General features: G+C 69.9%; 17 protein-coding genes. 15 read left to right on the forward strand and 2 right to left on the reverse strand.

Annotated features, from left to right (window positions below; translation table 11 throughout):
• A partial coding sequence (locus VME70_00005; GenBank protein HTW18576.1) for a bifunctional (p)ppGpp synthetase/guanosine-3',5'-bis(diphosphate) 3'-pyrophosphohydrolase occupies positions 1 to 1,815 on the forward strand: 1,815 nt, incomplete at its 5' end.
• 77 nt (positions 1,816 to 1,892) lie between these two features.
• On the opposite strand, the gene VME70_00010 is transcribed toward VME70_00005, so the two are convergent.
• Positions 1,893 to 2,600 carry a peptidylprolyl isomerase gene (locus VME70_00010; protein HTW18577.1) on the reverse strand — a complete coding sequence of 236 codons (708 nt, stop codon included), beginning with the start codon at positions 2,598 to 2,600 and terminating at the stop codon, positions 1,893 to 1,895.
• Positions 2,601 to 2,602: 2 nt separating this feature from the next.
• Positions 2,603 to 3,277: an FKBP-type peptidyl-prolyl cis-trans isomerase gene (locus VME70_00015; protein HTW18578.1), complete on the reverse strand. Its 675-nt coding sequence runs from the start codon at positions 3,275 to 3,277 to the stop codon at positions 2,603 to 2,605.
• Between the two features lie 92 nt (positions 3,278 to 3,369).
• On the opposite strand from VME70_00015, the gene VME70_00020 reads away from it, so the two are divergent.
• The 14 genes from VME70_00020 to VME70_00085 all read left to right on the forward strand — a co-directional run bounded on the left by VME70_00020 (position 3,370) and on the right by VME70_00085 (position 18,480).
• Entirely contained in the window at positions 3,370 to 4,044 is a 675-nt protein-coding gene (locus tag VME70_00020) for an MBL fold metallo-hydrolase (protein HTW18579.1), read from the forward strand.
• Positions 4,045 to 4,050: 6 nt separating this feature from the next.
• A complete protein-coding gene (gene hisS, locus VME70_00025; GenBank protein HTW18580.1) occupies positions 4,051 to 5,394 on the forward strand; it encodes a histidine--tRNA ligase in 1,344 nt (447 codons plus the stop codon).
• Positions 5,391 to 7,136 (forward strand): aspartate--tRNA ligase, encoded by a 1,746-nt coding sequence (gene aspS / locus VME70_00030; protein ID HTW18581.1) that lies wholly within the window; start codon positions 5,391 to 5,393, stop codon positions 7,134 to 7,136. Before hisS ends, aspS begins: the two co-directional genes overlap by 4 nt.
• Positions 7,137 to 7,169: 33 nt before the next feature.
• Positions 7,170 to 8,537 carry a replication-associated recombination protein A gene (locus VME70_00035; GenBank protein HTW18582.1) on the forward strand — a complete coding sequence of 456 codons (1,368 nt, stop codon included), beginning with the start codon at positions 7,170 to 7,172 and terminating at the stop codon, positions 8,535 to 8,537.
• A 3-nt stretch (positions 8,538 to 8,540) separates the two neighbouring features.
• Entirely contained in the window at positions 8,541 to 8,990 is a 450-nt protein-coding gene (locus tag VME70_00040; GenBank protein ID HTW18583.1) for a DUF948 domain-containing protein, read from the forward strand.
• A complete protein-coding gene (locus tag VME70_00045; GenBank protein HTW18584.1) occupies positions 8,987 to 9,220 on the forward strand; it encodes a hypothetical protein in 234 nt (77 codons plus the stop codon). Before VME70_00040 ends, VME70_00045 begins: the two co-directional genes overlap by 4 nt.
• Positions 9,217 to 11,901 (forward strand): alanine--tRNA ligase, encoded by a 2,685-nt coding sequence (gene alaS, locus VME70_00050; protein ID HTW18585.1) that lies wholly within the window; start codon positions 9,217 to 9,219, stop codon positions 11,899 to 11,901. The genes VME70_00045 and alaS overlap by 4 nt, the downstream gene beginning before the upstream one ends.
• Complete coding sequence (ruvX, locus tag VME70_00055) at positions 11,891 to 12,391, forward strand: Holliday junction resolvase RuvX (protein ID HTW18586.1); 501 nt, start codon at positions 11,891 to 11,893, stop codon at positions 12,389 to 12,391. The genes alaS and ruvX overlap by 11 nt, the downstream gene beginning before the upstream one ends.
• The gene (gene mltG / locus VME70_00060; GenBank protein ID HTW18587.1) at positions 12,388 to 13,497 is read left to right on the forward strand and encodes an endolytic transglycosylase MltG; all 1,110 of its coding nucleotides are present in this window, start codon (positions 12,388 to 12,390) and stop codon (positions 13,495 to 13,497) included. Before ruvX ends, mltG begins: the two co-directional genes overlap by 4 nt.
• Entirely contained in the window at positions 13,494 to 14,330 is an 837-nt protein-coding gene (locus VME70_00065) for a shikimate dehydrogenase (GenBank protein HTW18588.1), read from the forward strand. The genes mltG and VME70_00065 overlap by 4 nt, the downstream gene beginning before the upstream one ends.
• A gap of 52 nt (positions 14,331 to 14,382) precedes the next feature.
• A complete protein-coding gene (gene gap / locus VME70_00070; protein ID HTW18589.1) occupies positions 14,383 to 15,396 on the forward strand; it encodes a type I glyceraldehyde-3-phosphate dehydrogenase in 1,014 nt (337 codons plus the stop codon).
• Positions 15,393 to 16,559: a phosphoglycerate kinase gene (locus VME70_00075; GenBank protein HTW18590.1), complete on the forward strand. Its 1,167-nt coding sequence runs from the start codon at positions 15,393 to 15,395 to the stop codon at positions 16,557 to 16,559. The genes gap and VME70_00075 overlap by 4 nt, the downstream gene beginning before the upstream one ends.
• Positions 16,559 to 17,332, forward strand: a complete 774-nt coding sequence (gene tpiA / locus VME70_00080; protein ID HTW18591.1) for a triose-phosphate isomerase — start codon at positions 16,559 to 16,561, stop codon at positions 17,330 to 17,332. The genes VME70_00075 and tpiA overlap by 1 nt, the downstream gene beginning before the upstream one ends.
• A 137-nt stretch (positions 17,333 to 17,469) precedes the next feature.
• The gene (locus VME70_00085; protein HTW18592.1) at positions 17,470 to 18,480 is read left to right on the forward strand and encodes an ABC transporter permease; all 1,011 of its coding nucleotides are present in this window, start codon (positions 17,470 to 17,472) and stop codon (positions 18,478 to 18,480) included.
• Positions 18,481 to 18,854: the final 374 nt, after the last annotated feature.

An 18,854-nucleotide genomic window follows, 5' to 3' on the forward strand; every position in this document is an offset into this window, starting at 1 on the left:
ATCCGCAAGATGGTGGTCGCGATGGCGCGCGACCCCAAGGTGCTGATCGTGAAGCTGGCGGACCGGCTGCACAACGTCCGGACGCTGTCCTGGCTCCCGCCGGACAAGCAGCAGCGCACGGCGAAGCAGACGCTGGAGATCTACGCGCCGCTGGCGCACCGGCACGGCATGAACGCCATCAAGTGGGAGCTCGAGGACCTCTCGTTCGCGACGCTCTACCCCAAGCGGTACGACGAGATCGTCCGGCTGGTCGCCGAGCGTGCACCCTCCCGGGATACCTACATCGCCGGCGTCATCGAGCGGGTCTCGGCTGAGCTGCGGGGCGCCAAGGTGAAGGCGACCGTGACCGGTCGGCCCAAGCACTACTACTCGATCTACCAGAAGATGATCGTCCGCGGCCGGGACTTCGACGACATCCACGACCTGGTCGGGTTACGGATCACGGTCGAGACCGAACGCGACTGCTACGCGGCGCTCGGCGTCATCCACACGATGTGGTCGCCGATCCCGGGGCGGTTCAAGGATTACATCGCGATGCCCAAGTTCAACCTCTACCAGTCCTTGCATACGACCGTCATCGGTCCGCAGGGAAAGCCGGTCGAGGTCCAGATCCGTACCGTCCAGATGCACCGTCGTGCGGAGTACGGCATCGCTTCGCACTGGAAGTACAAGGAGTCGCCCAACTCCACCGAGCAGGACATGACCTGGCTGCGCCAGCTGGTCGACTGGCAGCGCGAGACCCAGGACCCGGGGGAGTTCCTCGACTCGCTGCGCTGGGACCTGCACGCGAACGAGGTTTTCGTCTTCACGCCGAAGGGCGACGTCATCGCGCTGCCCGCCAGCGCGACTCCCGTCGACTTCGCCTACGCCGTACACACCGAGGTCGGCCACCGGTGCATCGGCGCGCGCGTCAACGGGCGGCTGGTGCCGCTGGAGTCCGTGCTCGACAACGGCGACGTGGTCGAGGTCTTCACGTCGAAGTCCGAGTCGGCCGGTCCGAGCCGGGACTGGCTGTCATTCGTCAGATCCCCGCGCGCCCGCAACAAGATCCGCCAGTGGTTCGCCAAGGAGCGTCGCGAGGACGCGATCGACCACGGCAAGGAGTCGATCAGCCGGGCCATGCGCAAGGCGGGGCTGCCGCTGCAACGGCTGATGGGTGGCGACGCACTGCTGACCCTCGCCCAGGACCTGCGCTACGCGGACATCTCCGCGCTGTACGCCGCCGTCGGCGAGGGGCACTTGTCGGCGCAGTCGGTCGTGCAGCGCCTGGTGCACGCCCTCGGCGGTCCCGACGGCGCGGTCGAGGACATCGCCGAGACCGAGACGGCGACCCGCACCGGCGCCCGGCCGCGCCCGGCAGGGGACCCAGGCGTGGTGGTCAAGGGCACGACTGATGTCTGGGCGAAGCTGGCTCGTTGCTGCACCCCGGTGCCCGGGGACGAGATTCTCGGCTTCGTCACCCGCGGGCACGGCGTCTCGGTCCACCGCACCGACTGCACGAATGCCGCCGACCTCTCCAGCGACCCGGCCCGGTTGGTCGACGTCGAGTGGGCGCCCACTTCGGGCTCGGTGTTCCTGGTCGCGATCCAGGTTGAGGCGCTCGACCGCAATCGGCTGCTCGCCGACGTCACCCGCGTGCTGTCCGACGCGCACGTCAACATCCTGTCCGCAGCCGTGTCCACCACCCGGGACCGCGTCGCCACGTCGAAGTTCACCTTCGAGATGGGCGATACGAAGCACCTCGGCCACCTGCTGCGAGCCGTCCGCGGCGTCGAAGGTGTGTACGACGCGTACCGCGTCACCTCCGGCTTCTGACGACCTGCGGTCAGTAGCACCCCTCCTACGTCAAGATCACCGTCGGTGTGCGCAGTGCGAACGCGTCGAAGGCTGGCTTAGCCCTTGGTCACGGCGAAGGACTCGATGACCACGGGTTGATTGGGATGACCGTCGCCGGGGCCGTTCGAGTTGTCGCTGCCGGCCTTCGCGATCCGCTGCAGGATGCTGAGCCCGGCGGTGACGCGACCGAACGGCGTGTAGAGCGGCTGCAGGCCGCTGGTGCTGTCCTGGTAGACGAGGAAGAACTGGCTGCCGCCGGAGTGCGGTGCTTGGGTCCTCGCCATCGCGACGGTGCCGGCCGGGTAGGTCGCACCCCTGAGGTTCTCCTCGGGCAGCGTGTAGCCGGGCCCACCCGTGCCGGTGCCGGTCGGGTCGCCGCACTGCAGCACGTAGATGCCCTGCGTCGTGAGCCGGTGGCACGGCGTGTCATTGAAGTAGCCGCGGCCGGCGAGGAACGCGAAGGAGTTGACCGTCTGCGGCGCCTTTGCGCCGAACAGCTTGACGATGATCGTTCCGCAGTTCGTGACGATGCGCGCGGTGTACGTCGTACGCGCAATCTTCAGCGGCGGCTCGTGGGCGAACTTGAGGTGGTTCTGCTGCAGTGCCGGCGGCGTGGTGCAGCCGTTCGCGTTCAGCGTCCCCGGCTTCGGCGACGAGGACGTCGCGAGCGAGCCGCCACTGCTCCCGGACCCACATGCCGCCGCCATGGTCGCGACGAGGGCAAGCCCGCTCGCCGCGACCCAGCGTCGCGCGTGTGGACGCACGGTCAGACCTTCACCATCGTGACGACGAAGATCAGCGTCTCGTTCGGCTTGATCTGGCCGGACCCCGACGTGCCGTAGCCGAGCGCAGCCGGGATCACCAGCTCGCGCACGCCGCCTGCCTTCATGCCGAGCAGACCCTGGTCCCAGCCAGGAATGACCTTGCCGGCGCCCAGCTGGAAGCTGAACTCCTGGTTCTTCGCGCCGTCGGTGTAGGAGGCGTCGAAGGGTTTGCCGTCACTGCAGGAGATCCCGACGTACTTGACGGTGATCGTGTCGCCCTTCTTGGCCGCCTTGCCCTTGCCGGCCTTGATGTTCTTGACCACGAGCTTGGTCGGCGCCTTGCCCTTGACGTCCGGGATCTTCGGCTCGCCCTTGGCCGGCGGGTTGGGCGTGATCTTCGCGCACTTGGTCGGCGCGGGCGGGATGCTCGCCGAGGTGCTGGGCGTCGGAGTGACGCTCGGGGTGGCGCCCGCCTTGACCTTGTTGTTCTTGTTCGACCCGCCGAACAACACGATTCCGACGATCACTAGGACGACGATGACCGCTACGGTGCCCACGCTGGCGCCGATGACGGTGTTCCGTCGCTTCATGCGGGCGCGCCGCTCGAGCTCGGCTTGACGCCGCCGCTCGAACCGGCGCCGGGCAAGCTCGCGCTCACGTCGGCGACTGGTCGCCACAAAGACCTCCGGGAGGAATCGTGAAAATAACCGCGACGAGTGTAGAAGAGGCCTCGCTAGTCTGACCTGAAACCCGCCTGAAAGGATCTTCGGTGCTCGTCGTCGGCTTCCCTGCCGGGCCGTGGGAGACCAACTGCTGGGTGGTCGCGCCCGATCGTGGGGAGCAGTGCGTGGTGATCGACCCCGGTCACGGCGCCGAGGGCCCACTCGAGGAGGTGCTGCAGGCGCACGGGCTGGCTCCGGTGGCGGTTCTGCTCACCCACGGCCACGTTGACCACATCTGGTCGGTTGCTCCCGTGTGCGGCGCCAAGGGCGTGCCTGCGCTGATCCACCCGGACGACCGGGCGCTGCTGCGCGACCCGTACGCCGGCTTCGGCGTCCGGCCCGGTACGCCGATCCTCGGCCGGCTGGAGTGGTCGGAGCCTGATGACGTCCGCGATCTTGCCGACGGCGAGACCCTCGAGCTCGCCGGTCTCGAGCTGCGGGTGGACTGGGTGCCGGGTCACACGCTCGGCTCGGTGAGCTTCGCGAGCCGTGGCGAGTTCTTCTCCGGCGATCTGCTGTTCGCGGGATCGATCGGGCGGACCGACCTGCCCGGCGGGTCGTACCCGCAGATCCTGGAGTCGCTGGCGAGGGTGCCGCTGGCGCTGCCGGACGACACCGTCGTCCGGCCGGGACATGGGCCGGACACGACGATCGGCCGGGAACGGGCCACCAACCCGTTCCTCGCCGACCTGCCGCCCGTGCCGGTGAGCCGCGGGCTGTGAGCTGAGATGGCCAAGCAGTCGGCGATGTCCGGCTTCCCCGAGTGGTTGCCGCACCAGCGGATGATCGAGCAGCGGGTGCTCGACGTGCTGCGCGAGGTTTTCGAGCTGCACGGCTTCGTCCCGGTCGAGACTCGCTCCGTCGAACCGCTCGACCAGCTGCTGCGCAAGGGCGAGACCGACAAGGAGATCTACCTGCTGCGGCGGCTGCAGGCCGATGCCGACGAGTCGGACTCGGGGCTGGGCCTGCACTTCGACCTCACCGTGCCGTTCGCCCGCTATGTGCTGGAGCACGCCGGCCGGCTGGAGTTCCCGCTGCGGCGCTACCAGATCCAGAAGGCGTGGCGCGGTGAGCGTCCGCAGGAGGGCCGCTACCGCGAGTTCCTGCAGGCCGACATCGACGTGATCGACCGCGACACGCTGCCCTTCCACTACGAGGCGGAGCTGCCGCTCGTGATCGCCGACGCCCTGCGCCGGCTGCCGGTGCCGCCGATCCGGATGCAGGTCAACAACCGCAAGATCCCCGAGGGCTTCTGCCGCGGTCTCGGCATTGCCGACTTCCCGGGCGTGCTCCGCACCCTCGACAAGCTGGCGAAGATCGGCGCGCAGCAGGTGCACGCCCAGCTGGTCGACACGGCCGGCTGCTCGACCGCGCAGGCGGACGCCTGTCTCGCGCTCGCCGGCATCACCGCCGACGACACGTCGTTCGTCGACCGGGTGCTCGCGCTCGGCGCGAGCGACCCGCTGCTCGACGAAGGGCTCGAGCAGCTCGCGGCCGTGGTCGAGTCCGGCCGGGACCACGCGCCCGGCCTGCTCCTGGCCGACCTCAGCATCGCCCGCGGGCTCGACTACTACACCGGCACCGTCTACGAGACGGTCCTCGTGGGGCACGAGCGGTTGGGCTCGATCTGTTCAGGGGGCCGGTACGACGCGCTCGCCTCCGACGGCGAGGTGACCTACCCGGGCGTGGGCCTGTCCCTGGGCGTGACCCGCCTGCTCGGTCGGCTGTTCGGCCAGGACCAGATCTCGATCAGCCGGAAGGTGCCAACCTGCGTGCTGGTGGCGCTGCCGGACGAGGCCTCCCGGTCCCGGTGCGCGGCGATCGCAGGTCGGCTGCGCGGGCGCGGGATCGCCACGCAGGTGGCGCCGGCGGCGGACAAGTACGGCAAGCAGATCCGGTTCGCGGAGCGGCGGGGGATTCCGTACGTCTGGTTCCCGCAGGACGGGCCGGTCGACCAGGTGCGCGACATCCGGTCCGGCGAGCAGGTCGACGCCGACGCCGACAGGTGGACGCCGCCGGCCGACGACCTGAGGCCGTACCTCGGCGCGATCGCAGGAGAGGACACCGCATGATCCGGACCCACAACGCCGGCACCCTCCGGGTGACCGACGTCGGATCCGAGGTGACGTTGGCCGGCTGGATCGCGCGCCGGCGGGATTTCGGCGGCCTGACCTTCCTCGACCTGCGGGACGCGAGCGGCATCGTGCAGGTCGTCTGCCGGGACCTTGCGGAGGTGCACGCGTTCCGCAGCGAGTGGTGCATCGCGGTCGAGGGCACGGTGACCGCACGCACGGCCGAGACCGTGAACCCGAACCTCGACACCGGCGAGGTCGAGGTCGTCGCCGCCGCGGTCCGGGTGCTCAGCACGAGCGACGCACTGCCGTTTCCGATCGACGGGGTCGAGGAGATCGACTCGGGCGTCGACGAGGTCCTGCGCTGGAGGCATCGCTATCTCGACCTGCGCCGCAGCGGGCCCGCTCGCGCGATCCGCACCCGGGCGAAGGCGATCTCGCTCATCCGGCAGGTGATGGAAAGCCGCGACTTCGTCGACATCGAGACGCCGTACCTCACCCGGTCGACGCCGGAGGGGGCACGCGACTTCCTGGTGCCCGTGCGGCTGCAACCGGGGCACTGGTACGCCTTGCCACAGTCGCCGCAGCTGTTCAAGCAGCTCCTGATGGTCGCGGGCTTCGAGCGCTACTACCAGATCGCCCGTTGTTTCCGCGACGAGGATTTCCGCGCCGACCGCACCGCCGAGTTCACCCAGCTCGACATCGAGATGTCCTTCCTCGACGAGGAGGACGTGTTCGACCTCACCGAGGCGATGTTCGTGGTTCTGTGGCGCGAGCTGCTCGGGGTCGACCTGCCGCGACCGTTCCCGCGGATGACCTACGGCGAAGCGATGCGCCGCTACGGCTCGGACAAGCCCGATCTGCGCTTCGAGCTCGAGCTGGTCGACCTGACCGAGCACATGGCCGGCACCGGGTTCCGGGTCTTCCAGGCGGAGCACGTCGGCGCGGTGGTCGTGCCCGGCGGCGCGGCCTACTCCCGCAAGGAGCTCGACGGCTGGCAGGACTGGGCGAAGTCACGCGGTGCCAAGGGCATCGCCTGGCTGCTCGTGCCGACCGACGGCGAGCTGCGAGGGTCGATCAACCAGCTCGAACCGGACCGGCTGGCCGCGCTGCCGGCCGCGGCCGGCGCGCAGCCCGGCGACGCGATCCTGTTTGCCGCCGGCCCGCGCCGGAGCGCGCTCGAGCTGCTCGGCGCGCTCCGCCTCGCGGTCGGCCGCCAGCAGGGGCTGGTTCGCGAGGACGAGTGGCGCATGCTCTGGATCACCGACGCACCGATGTTCGAGCCCGGCGGCGAGGACGGGGGATGGACCGCGGTCCATCACCCCTTCACCGCGCCGACCGAGGCCTGGGCGGACCGGTTCCAGGACGATCCCGAGCACGCGCTGGCCCGCGCCTACGACGTGGTCGGCAACGGGGTCGAGCTCGGCGGCGGCTCGATCCGGATCCACCAGGCGGAGATGCAGCAGCGGGTCTTCGACGTGATCGGGCTGACCCGCGAGGAGGCGGAGACCAAGTTCGGCTTCCTGCTCGAGGCGTTCCGTTACGGCCCGCCCCCGCACGGCGGCATCGCCTTCGGCCTCGACCGGCTTGCCGGGGAGCTCGCCGGCACGGACGCGATCCGTGAGGTGATGGCCTTCCCCAAGGCCTCCAGCGGCGGCGACCCGCTCACCGGCGCCCCGACGCCGATCACGGCCGCGCAGCGCAAGGAGGCCGGCATCGACGCCGACCCGTACGCCGGCTAGCGGCGTCCGGGTAGCGGCATAGGCTCGACCTCCGTGGCCGGTGACCTGTTCGCGGAGGCGGCCGAGCAGGCCGCGCAGGCGTCGGCACCGCTTGCCGCCCGGATGCGACCGCGCGCGCTCGACGAGGTGGTCGGGCAGGCACACCTGCTGGTGCCGGGCGCGCCGCTGCGACAGCTGATCGAGGGCGGCAGCGGCACCAGCGTGCTGCTGTGGGGTCCGCCCGGCAGCGGCAAGACCACGATCGCACGGCTGCTCGCAGCCGGTCGCCTGTTCGTGGAGCTGTCGGCCGTCACCGCCGGGGTGAAGGACGTCCGCGCCGCGATCGACGCGGCCAAGGAGCGGCTGACCTACCACGGCGAGCGCACCGTCCTCTTCGTCGATGAGGTCCACCGGTTCTCCAAGTCCCAGCAGGACGCCTTGCTGCCCGGCGTCGAAGCCGGCCTGGTGACCTTTGTCGGCGCAACCACGGAGAACCCGTTCTTCTCGGTCATCTCGCCGCTGCTGTCGCGGTCGCTGCTGCTCACCCTGGAGCCGCTCGACGACGACGCGATTCGCGACCTGATCGAGCGCGCCCGCAGCGACGAGCGTGGCCTGGGCGGTGACCTCGGCTTGCCCGAGGAGAGCGTCCAGCACCTGCTGCGGCTGTCCGCCGGCGACGCCCGGCGGGCACTGAACGCCCTCGACGCGGCGGCCGGAGCGGCTCGGTCGCTCGGTCGCGACACGATCGATCTCGAGATCCTGGAGCAGGCGGTCGACCGGGCCGCCGTTCGCTACGACCGCGAGGGCGATCAGCACTACGACGTGATCAGCGCGTTCATCAAGAGCCTGCGCGGCAGCGACGTGGACGCCGCGCTGCACTACCTGGCCCGGATGCTCGAAGCCGGCGAGGACCCCCGGTTTCTCGCCCGGCGGCTGGTCATCTTTGCCAGCGAGGACGTCGGCCTGGCCGACCCCGCCGGGCTCGGCGTCGCCGTTGCCGCGGCGCACGCGCTCGAGCTCGTGGGGCTGCCCGAGGCCAGGCTGAACCTCGCGCAGGCCACGATCTACCTCGCGCTCGCCCCGAAGAGCAACGCCGTCATCACCGCCATCGGCGCCGCGACCGACGACGTGCGGGACGGCCTCGCCGGCAGCGTGCCGACGGCGCTGCGGGACGCCCACTACCCGGGGGCAAAGCGTTTACGCCACGGGCAGGGCTACCGATACCCTCATGACTTCCCGGGCGGCGTCGTCGAAGCGCAGTACGCGCCCGACGAGGTGGCCGACCGGGACTACTACCGCCCTTCGGACCGGGGCGCCGAGCGGGCCGCCGCCCAGCGGCTCGCCGACCTGCGCGCAACGGTGCGCGGGGCACGATCGGGCGCTGCGAACCGCGCAGCGCCACCGGAGGACGGGGAGCGCTAGCCGATGATCGTTGCCGACGGCGGGCTTACCGGCGGGCAGATCGCGGGGCTGATCGTCGCCGTGTTCTGGGCGGTTCTGGTCTGCTTCCTGGGCTACGTACTGGTCAAGCTCGGCAAGGTGATCGGGGAAACCGCGAAGCTGGTCAACGGGGTCGCGGACCAAACCGTTCCGTTGATCGGCGAGGTCACGACCTCGGTGGTCCAGGTGAACACCGAGCTGGCCCGGGTCGACACCATCGCGGCCAACGTCGAGGACATCTCCAGCAACGCCAAGGCGATGACCTCGCTGTTCGCCGCAACCGTCGGCTCCCCGGTCATCAAGGTGGCCGCCTTCTCCTACGGCGTTCGCCGGGCGATCCGGCAACGGCAGGAGGAGGACATTCGCAAGCGGGTCAAGTCGGAGCTCAAGGCCCAGCGCTCGATGCGTCGGGCGACGAAGAAGGCATCCCGATGAGAAGGCTGTTCTGGATCGCGTTCGGTGCAGTGGTCGGCGTACTCGTGTTCCGCCGGGTCAGCGAGGCGGCGGCGAAGTGGACGCCGGAAGGGCTTGCCCTCCAGGCGGGTGGCATGCGTGAGCGGGTCAGCGACTGGTGGCAGATCGTCAAAGCGGGTGCGGCAGCGCGCGAGCGGGAGTTGCGCGATGCACTCGGCATCGACGACGAGAGCGAGCACTCCGCAGCATGAAGTCGGTCGACATCGCCGCACGGTTCGTGCGGTACTTCGAGCAACGCGGGCACACGGTCGTGCCGTCGGCGTCGCTCGTCGTCGCTGACCCGACACTGCTGCTCGTCAACGCGGGCATGGTGCCGTTCAAGCCGTACTTCCTCGGCGAGCAGCCGGCGCCTTATCAGCGCGCCACGAGCGTGCAGAAGTGCGTGCGGACCGGTGACATCGACATCGTCGGTACGAACAGCCGCAACATCTCGTTCTTCCAGATGGCCGGCAACTTCTCCTTCGGCGACTACTTCAAGGAAGGCGCGATCCCCTACGCCTGGGAGCTGCTCACCAGCTCCGAGGCCGACGGCGGATACGGTTTCGACCCCGAGCGGCTGTGGGCGACCGTGTATCTCGACGACGACGAGGCCTACGACATCTGGACCCGCACGGTCGGCCTGCCCGCGGAACGAGTCCAGCGCCGCGGCCGCGAGGACAACTACTGGTCGATGGGCGTGCCAGGGCCGTGCGGCCCGTGTTCGGAGATCTACTTCGACCGCGGCCCCGACTACGGCCGCGACGGCGGACCGGTCGCCGATGAGGAGCGCTTCCTCGAGGTGTGGAATCTCGTGTTCATGCAGTACGAGCGTGGTGAGGGCGACGGCTACGACTACGTCGACCACCTGATCGGCGACCTGCCGGCGCGCAACATCGACACCGGCATGGGCGTCGACCGGATGGCTGCGCTCCTGCAAGGCGTCGACAACGTCTTCGAGACCGACCTGCTGAGGCCGATGCTCGACCGCGCCGTCGCCCTCAGCGGTGTGCCGTACGGCCGCGATCACGAGTCCGATGTGCGGCTGCGCGTGGTTGCCGACCACACCCGCACGGCGACGATGCTGATCGCCGACGGCGTCACGCCCGGTAACGAAGGCCGCGGCTACGTCCTTCGCCGCATGATCCGGCGTACCGTCCGTACCCTTCGCCTGCTCGGGGTCGAAGACCCGAGCATGGGTGGCCTGGTCGCACTCGCCTGTGCAGTCATGAGCCCGTCGTTCCCGGCGCTGGCCGATGACGCCGCGCGGATCGAGGGCGTGGCCGCGCAGGAGGAGGAGTCGTTCCTGTCCACGTTGCGCACCGGGTCGGTGCTGTTCGACCGGCTCTCCGGCGAGCTGCGCGACGAGGGCACGACCACGGTTCCCGGCGACCAGGCATTCCTGCTCCATGACACCTACGGGTTCCCGATCGACCTGACCTTGGAGATGGCCCGCGAGCAGGGCCTCCAGGTCGACGAGGACGGCTTCCGCCGGCTGATGGAGGAGCAGCGGCGGCGGGCCAAGCTCGACACCGCGCAGCGCAAGAGCGCGCAGGCCGACGTGTCCGTCTACCGGGACCTGCTCGAGCACTCCGGGCAGACCACGTTCACCGGCTACTCACAGGTCGAGTCGGAGGGCAGCACGCGGGGCATCCTGGTCGACGGCGGCGCGGTCGAGTCGGCCGGCGAAGGCACCGATGTCGAGATCACGCTCGACCGCACCCCGTTCTACGCCGAGTCCGGCGGCCAGCTTGCGGATCACGGGCAGCTGGTTCTGAGCGACGGGTCGGTCGTCGAGATCTACGACGCCCAACGCCCGGTGCCCGACCTGATCGTCCACCGCGGCCGCGTGCTCACCGGCCAGGTCACCCTCGGTGCCGAGCTGGTCGCGACCGTCGACGTCGAGCGCCGCAAGGCGCTGTCGCGCGCCCACACCGCCACGCACCTCGTCCATGAGGCGATCCGGCGCGCGCTCGGCGAGCAGGCCACCCAGGCCGGCTCGCTCAACGACGCCGGTCGCTTCCGGTTCGACTTCAACTCGCCGGCCTCGGTGCCCGACAGCGTGCTGGCCGATGTCGAGGCCGAGGTCAACGACGTCCTCCTTGCCGACCTTGCGGTCCGCGCCTTCGTGACCACCCAGGACGAGGCGCGGCGGATCGGCGCGCTGGCATTGTTCGGAGAGAAGTACGGCGACGCCGTGCGCGTGGTCGAGGTCGGCGACTACGCGCGTGAGCTCTGCGGTGGCACGCATGCGATGCGTTCCGCGCAGCTGGGCATGGTGAAGCTGCTGGGCGAGTCCTCGATCGGTGCCGGCAAGCGCCGGATCGAGGGCTTGGTCGGAGCCGACGCCTACGGTCACCTCGCCCGCGAGCACCTGCTGGTCAGCCAGCTGTCCGGGGTGCTGGCGGCCAGTCCCGACGAGCTGGTCGACCGCGTGCAGGCGATCCTCGCCCGGGTACGCGAGCTGGAGCGGGAGTTCGAGCGGATGCGCGGCGCAGCGGTGCTCGCCGGGGCAGCCGAGCTCGCCGCCGCGGCCAGTGACGAGAACGGCATCGCGGTCGTCGCTCACCGGGCATCGGACGGTGCCGACGCCGATGACCTGCGCAAGCTGGCGGTCGACGTCCGCGGCCGGCTCGATCCGGGCCGGCCGGCGGTCGTCGTCACCGGCGCGATCACCAACGAACGGCCGCTGGTGGTCGTGGCGGTCAACGATGCCGGCCGCGAGCGCGGGCTGCGGGCCGGCCAGCTGGTCAGAGACGCGTCGGTAGCGCTCGGCGGGGGCGGCGGCGGGCGGGACGACCTGGCCCAAGGTGGCGGCACCAACCCCGGCGCGCTCGATGGCGTGCTGCACGACCTGCCGGGCATCATCGGCCGGTACGCCGGCGATGGCGCCTAGCGCGGCCGAGGCGATCGACGAGGGGGTGCGCGCCGGAGTGCGGATCGCCGTAGACGCGGGAGCCGTCCGCGTCGGACTCGCCGCGTCCGATCCCGGTGGCCTGCTCGCGACCCCGGTCTCCGTCGTCCGGCGTGACCGGCGCGGCGAGCGGGACCTCGAGGAGATCGCGGCGGTCGTCGCTGCGCGCGAACCCTTGGAGGTCCTGGTCGGGCTGCCGCGGTCCCTGTCTGGTGCCGAAGGCGCGGCCGCTGCCACGGCTCGCGACTACGCGGCCGCGCTCGCGCGCAGGCTCAGCCCGGTGCCGGTCCGGCTGGTCGACGAGCGGCTCACGACCGTGCAGGCAACCCGGGGTCTGCAGGCGGCCGGCGTTCGCGCCCGGGAGGCCCGCGGTGTCGTTGACGCCGCGGCCGCCGTCGTACTCCTCCAGTACGCCCTCGACCACGAGCGCAGCACGGGCAACCCGCCCGGCGAGCAGGTGGACGTCCGGTGAGCGGGTTGGGCTTCGGCATGTCGGACGACCAGGGCCGGTCGGGGGCATCGCGCAACCGGCGCGGGCTGGCGCTCGCCGTTGTCCTGTTCCTTGTGATCGTCGTGGTCGCGGGACTCGTCCTCGCCGGGCCGATGAAGAGCCTGTTCGGCGGCGGCAACAGCGACTACCCGGGGGACGGGACCGGCAACGTGCTGGTCGAGGTGCACCAGGGCGACAGCACCTCGACGATCGGGGAGCGGCTGGCGCAGGCCGGCGTCGTGCGAAGCGCGTCGATCTTCACCAGCGCCGCGGCGCTGAACCCGCGTTCGCGCGACATCCAGCCCGGCACCTACCGGTTGCACGAGCACATGAAGGCCTCGCTGGCACTGGCGCTGATCCTCAACCCGAAGTCGCTCGTCTCCTACCGCGTGACGATCCCGGAAGGCTTCACCGCGGCTGCGATCGTCGCGCGCATCGCCGCTGACACCCCCATCTCCGCCTCCGCACTGAACGCCGTGCTGCGCAACCCGGCTGCGTTGCACCTGCCGACGTATGCCAACGGCCAGGTCAGTGGAATCCCTCACGTCGAAGGTTTCCTGTTCCCGGCCACCTACGAGATCGCGCCCGGGGAGACGGCGACGCAGGCTCTTTCCGCGATGGTGACGCGGTTTGACCAGGCCGCTGCGCAGGTCGGCCTCGCGGCAGGCGCGAAGCGGCTCGGCCTGTCGCCGTACGCCGTGTTGACCCTCGCCTCGATCGTCCAGCGCGAAGGCCGGTTGATCCAGGACTACCCCAAGATCGCCGAGGTCTTCATCAACCGGTTGCACGACGACATGCCGCTCGGCTCCGACGCAACCTTGTACTACGTGCTCGGGCCGAACCACGGCCCGTTGACCGCGCACGACCTCGCGATGAAGACGCCGTACAACACACGCATCAACCGGGGTCTGCCACCCACGCCGATCAACTCACCCGGCGTCTCGGCACTGGACGCGGTGTTGCACCATCCCAACGGACCACTGCTCTACTTCGTGACGATCGACAAGGCAGGGCATACCGCGTTCGCGACCACCCTGCAGCGGTTCAACCAGCTGGTCGAACAGTCCCGAGCGAACGGCGTCTCGTGAGCCGTCGCGGCGGCGCCGCGCTCGGGTCGCCGATCGCCCACTCATTGTCGCCGGTCCTGCACCAAGCGGCGTACGACGCACTCGGGCTCAGCGAGTGGTCGTTCCGGACCGTCGAGTGCACTGAGGACATGCTTGCGGCGACGCTGCGCTCGCTCGACGAGGAGGGACTCGCGGGCGTGGCGTTGACCATGCCGCTGAAACGAAGGGTGGTCCCACTGCTCGCCGCCAGTGACGGCAGGGTGCAAGCCACCGCGGCCGCGAACACGGTGGTCTTTGCCGACGGCGGCTGGCGGGGGGGCAACACCGATGTTCCGGGCATCGTCGCGGTGCTGCGCTCCCAGGGAGTCGACTCGGCGTCCGTTGCGCGGCCGGTGATCCTCGGAGCCGGGGCGACCGCCGGCTCGGCGCTCGCGGCGCTCGCAGAGCTCGGCTTCACGACGTCCGTTGTCCTCGCTCGGCGGCCGGCCGCCACGCTGGAGGTGGTGGCGGTGGCCGACCGGGTCGGGATCGCGGTCGAGGTCGGCCCCTGGGCGGCCGCCGCCGAGGTCGCGGGGGAGCGCCTGGTCATCTCCACGACGCCGGCGGGCGCCACCGACCCGCTCGCGATCGGCCTGCCCGCGACGCGCGGTCTGCTGGTCGATGTCGTCTACGCCCCATGGCCGACCGCCTTCGCGGCGGCATGGGCGGATGCCGGCGGCCGCGCCGTCGGCGGGCTCGAACTACTGGTCGAGCAGGCGGTCGAGCAGGTTCGCCTGCTGACCGGCCAGGCACCGCCGGCGGAGGTGCTCCGAACGGCGGGCTACGCCGCCCTCCGTGAGCGGGAGATCGGTTAGCCTCGCGTTGACCGCGGCAGTTCACCCGGGGGTTCGTTCACGAGGAGAGATGGTGTCCATTCGGGTCGGCATCAACGGGTTCGGCCGGATCGGCCGCAACTACTACCGGGCATTGGTCGCGAGCGGCCGCGACATCGAGGTGGTCGCCTACAACGACATCGCCGATAACACGACCATCGCCCACCTGCTGAAGTACGACAGCGTCCTCGGCCGGCTGGCGCAGGACGTCGCCGTCTCCGACCGCGGCATCTCGGTCGGCGGGCACGAGATCATCGGCCTGTCCGAGCGCGGGGGGCCGGGCGCGATGCCCTGGGGTGAGCTCGGCGTCGACATCGTCATCGAGTCGACCGGGCTGTTCACCAACGCCGAGCAGGCCCGCGAGCACGTCGCGACGAGCGGGGCGAAGAAGGTGATCATCTCGGCACCTGCGACCGGCGCCGACATCACGCTCGTCCTCGGGGTCAACGACAACCTGTACGACGGCAGCCAGACCGTGATCTCGAACGCGTCGTGCACCACCAACTGCCTCGCGCCGATGGCCAAGGTCATGAACGACACGTTCGGCATCGAGTGCGGCCTGATGACGACCGTCCATGCCTACACCCAGGACCAGAACCTGCAGGACGGGCCGCACAAGGACCTGAGGCGGGCGCGCGCGGCGGCCATCAACGTCGTACCTGCATCGACCGGCGCCGCGAAGGCGATCGGACTGGTGCTGCCCGAGCTGGCCGGAAAGCTCGACGGCTACGCGCTGCGGGTGCCGGTGCCGACCGGCTCGGCGACGGATCTCACGGTGACCGTGGGCCGCGAGACCACCGTCGCCGAGGTCAACGCGGCGCTGGCCGCCGCGGCCGACGGCCCGCTGAAGGGGATCCTGCGCTACACCGAGGACGCGATCGTCTCGAGCGACATCGTCGGCGACCCGGCGTCGTGCATCCTCGACTCGGGTTTGACCAAGGTCGTCGGCAGCATGGTGAAGATCGTCGGCTGGTACGACAACGAGTGGGGTTACTCGAACCGGCTGGTCGACCTCACGGCGCTGGTCGGGGAGCGGCTCGCTGCATGACCTCCTCACTGCCCGACCTGGGCTCGCTCGGCGATCTTCGGGGCAAGCGGGTGCTGGTTCGCTGTGACCTCAACGTGCCGCTCGACGGCTCGCGGATCACCGACGACGGCCGGATCAGGGCCAGCCTGCCGACCCTCAACCGCTTGCTGGATGCAGGCGCGCGCCTGGTCGTGATCTCCCACCTGGGCCGGCCCGGCGGCACGCCCGACCAGCGCTACACCCTGGCGCCGGTGGCGCAGCGGCTCGGCGAGCTGCTCGGGCGCGAGGTCGCGTTCGTGCCCGATCCCGAACCAGGCCTCGGCGATGCCGATGTCGTAATGCTGGAGAACCTCCGTTTCGACCCGGCCGAGACCTCCAAGGACCCGGAACAGCGGGCCGTGCTCGCAGGCCGGCTCGCGGCACTGGCCGACGTCTATGTCGACGACGCCTTCGGTGTCACCCATCGTTCGCACGCCAGCGTCGATGAGCTGGCCGGGCTGCTTCCGCATGCGGCCGGCGACCTGGTGCGCCGCGAGGTCGAGGCGCTCGGTGCCGTCACGACGGATCCGGAGCGCCCGCTCATCGTCGTACTCGGTGGCTCGAAGGTCTCCGACAAGCTTGCGGTGATCGCGAACCTGCTGCCCGTGGTGGACCGCCTGTTGGTCGGCGGGGGAATGTGCTTCACGTTCCTTGCGGCGCAGGGTCACGACGTCGGCGGCTCGTTGCTGGAGGCCGACCAGGTCGAGGCCTGCAGGGAGCTACTTGCCGGGGGGAAGATCACGCTGCCGGTCGATGTCGTGGTTGCCGAGCGCGCCGAGGCCGGCGTCCCCACCGAGGTCGTGGCCGCCGACGCGATCCCGGCCGACCGGATGGGTCTCGACATCGGGCCGCGCACGGTAGCGGTGTTCACCGATCGGCTGGCCGACGCCCGCACGATCTTCTGGAACGGTCCGATGGGCGTCTTCGAGATCCCGGAGTTCGCCGCCGGCACGCGAGGGATTGCCGAGGCGATAGCGGCTCGCACCGAGGCGCTGACGGTGGTGGGCGGCGGTGACTCGGCGGCTGCGATCCGCGCGCTCGGCATCGGCGAGCAGCGGTTCAGCCATATCTCGACCGGTGGTGGCGCCAGCCTGGAGTTCGTCGAGGGCCGCACGCTGCCCGGCCTCGCGGCGCTGGAGCGCTGATGGCCGACCGGACCCCCTTGATGGCCGGCAACTGGAAGATGAACCTCAACCACCTCGAGGCCATCGCGCTGGTCCAGAAACTCGCCTTTTCCTTCACGGACAAGGACTTCGAGGCCTGCGAGGTCGTCGTGCTTCCGCCGTTCACGGACCTGCGCAGCGTGCAGACGATGGTTGACGGTGACCACCTGCGGATCCGGTACGGCGCCCAGGACCTTTCGCCGTACGATGCCGGCGCGTACACGGGGGACGTGAGCGGGGTCATGCTCGCCAAGCTGGGCTGTTCCTACGTCGTCGTCGGCCACTCCGAGCGGCGCGAGCACCACCGCGAGGGCGACGACGTCGTCAACGCCAAGGTGCGGGCCGCCTACCGCAACGGGATCACGCCGATCCTGTGCGTGGGCGAAACCCTCGAGGTCAGGCGCTCCGGCGGCCAGGTCGAGCACGCGACCGCGCAGCTCGCGGCTGCGCTCGCCGACGTGACGGCGGCCCAGGCGGCGAGCGTGGTCGTCGCCTACGAGCCGGTCTGGGCGATCGGGACCGGGGAGGTGGCGACCCCGGCGGACGCTCAGGAAGTGTGCGCAGCACTGCGGGCAACGCTCGGCCGCCTCTACGGACCGGGGGTTGCCGGGTCCGCGAGGCTCCTCTACGGCGGTTCGGTGAAACCGGACAACATCGCAGGAATCATGGCTGAGTCCGACGTGGACGGTGCTCTTGTCGGGGGAGCGAGCCTTTCACCGGAAGATTTTGTCCGAATCACGCGATTTCATGCGTAGTCTTCCTGCTGACTCGCGGGTAACGGCGCGGTCACGATTGGGCCGCGCGATGCGCACAATGCTTCCTGAATCCCGGCGATACGCCTTAGAGTCGCCCCGCCGGGATTCTGTCCGGTCGCGCGACGGGAAGGGGTTCGATGACGGCTCCGCTTGATGTTGCCGGCGATGTCTCTGAGGCCGTCCCTGCGACCTCGGTTGCCGGCGTTTCGAGTAAGGCGATCGAAGGACGGTCGCTCGGCCAGATCGCGTGGCTCCGGTTCAAGCGGGACAAAGTCGCGATCGCGAGCGCCTTCATCCTGCTGATCATCGTGGCTTTTGCCTGTCTCGCACCGTTGATCAACCGGTGGGTGGGCGTCAACCCGTTCAGCGACGATGTCGGCATCCTGAACTTCAACACCGGCATCGGTACGCCGGTCGGTCACTTCGGCGGCATCAGCGCCGCGCACCCGTTCGGGGTCGAGCCGATCAACGGCCGGGACCTGCTCGCCCGGATCGACGTCGGCGCCCGCTACTCGCTGATCATCGCGTTCGCCGCCACCTTGCTCTCGGTCATCCTCGGCACGCTGTTCGGCTCGATCGCCGGATACTTCGGCGGCGCGGTCGACACGGCAATCAGCCGGATCATGGACATCCTGCTCGCGTTCCCACAGCTGATCTTCGCGATCGCGATCGCGGCCGTGATCGAGACGACGCCCTCCGGCGGCGGGCTGTGGACACACGTCTTCCTGCTGATCGCGATCATCGGCTTCTTCAGCTCGCCGTACTTCGGCCGGATCATCCGCGGCCAGGTCATCTCGCTGCGGGAGAAGGAGTTCGTGGATGCGGCCCGGGGGATCGGGGCCCGCAGCACTTACATCATGTTCCGCGAGCTGCTACCGAACATGTACGGCCCGATCCTCGTCTACTCGACGCTGATCATTCCTACCAACATCTTGTTCGAGGCGGCGCTGTCCTACCTCGGCGTGGGCATCCCGTTGCCCACCCCGTCATGGGGCAACATGCTCTCGGACGCCACCGGCAGCAACATCTACCAGATTGACCCGTGGTTCGCCGTGTTCCCCGGAATGGCCATCTTCATCACGGTGATGGCGTTCAACCTCTTCGGTGACGGACTGCGGGATGCCCTCGATCCACGGAGCAACCGCTGAGGCGCCACAAGCGCAAGGCGACCCCAATCGGCCCGGCGATGAGCGCCGGACCAGCGACAAGGAAGGAACCGCGACCGGATATGCCTGGAAAATCATGGGCGCTCAAGGGAGGGGTCGCATTAGCGGCGCTCGCCCTCGGTGCCACCGCCTGCGGCAGCAGTAGCAGCGGTGGTGGCGGGGGATCGCCTTCTGCCTCCCCCAGCTCTTCGTCGGCAACCGTTCAAGGCAACCCACAGGGCACCGGCGGTGGTTTCGCTTCGAAGGTGCCGCTCAACCCGTCGACGGCGAAGGGCGGCACGCTGAACGTCGGCGTGGCCGGCGACGTCGACTACATGGACCCGGCGCGTACCTATTACGCGTTCAGCTGGGACATC

This window comes from Mycobacteriales bacterium, from assembly GCA_035504215.1.
Classification (GTDB): Bacteria; Actinomycetota; Actinomycetes; order JAFAQI01; family JAFAQI01; genus DATAUK01.

What these genes read in the sequence shown, in the direction of transcription:
- VME70_00085 (HTW18592.1), top strand. Translation starts at nt 17,470, where the DNA reads ATGACGGCTCCGCTTGATGTTGCCGGCGATGTCTCTGAGGCCGTCCCT.
- VME70_00045 (HTW18584.1), top strand. Translation starts at nt 8,987, where the DNA reads ATGAGAAGGCTGTTCTGGATCGCGTTCGGTGCAGTGGTCGGCGTACTC.
- aspS (HTW18581.1), top strand. Translation starts at nt 5,391, where the DNA reads ATGATCCGGACCCACAACGCCGGCACCCTCCGGGTGACCGACGTCGGA.
- tpiA (HTW18591.1), top strand. Translation starts at nt 16,559, where the DNA reads ATGGCCGACCGGACCCCCTTGATGGCCGGCAACTGGAAGATGAACCTC.
- alaS (HTW18585.1), top strand. Translation starts at nt 9,217, where the DNA reads ATGAAGTCGGTCGACATCGCCGCACGGTTCGTGCGGTACTTCGAGCAA.
- ruvX (HTW18586.1), top strand. Translation starts at nt 11,891, where the DNA reads ATGGCGCCTAGCGCGGCCGAGGCGATCGACGAGGGGGTGCGCGCCGGA.
- VME70_00040 (HTW18583.1), top strand. Translation starts at nt 8,541, where the DNA reads ATGATCGTTGCCGACGGCGGGCTTACCGGCGGGCAGATCGCGGGGCTG.
- hisS (HTW18580.1), top strand. Translation starts at nt 4,051, where the DNA reads ATGGCCAAGCAGTCGGCGATGTCCGGCTTCCCCGAGTGGTTGCCGCAC.
- VME70_00075 (HTW18590.1), top strand. Translation starts at nt 15,393, where the DNA reads ATGACCTCCTCACTGCCCGACCTGGGCTCGCTCGGCGATCTTCGGGGC.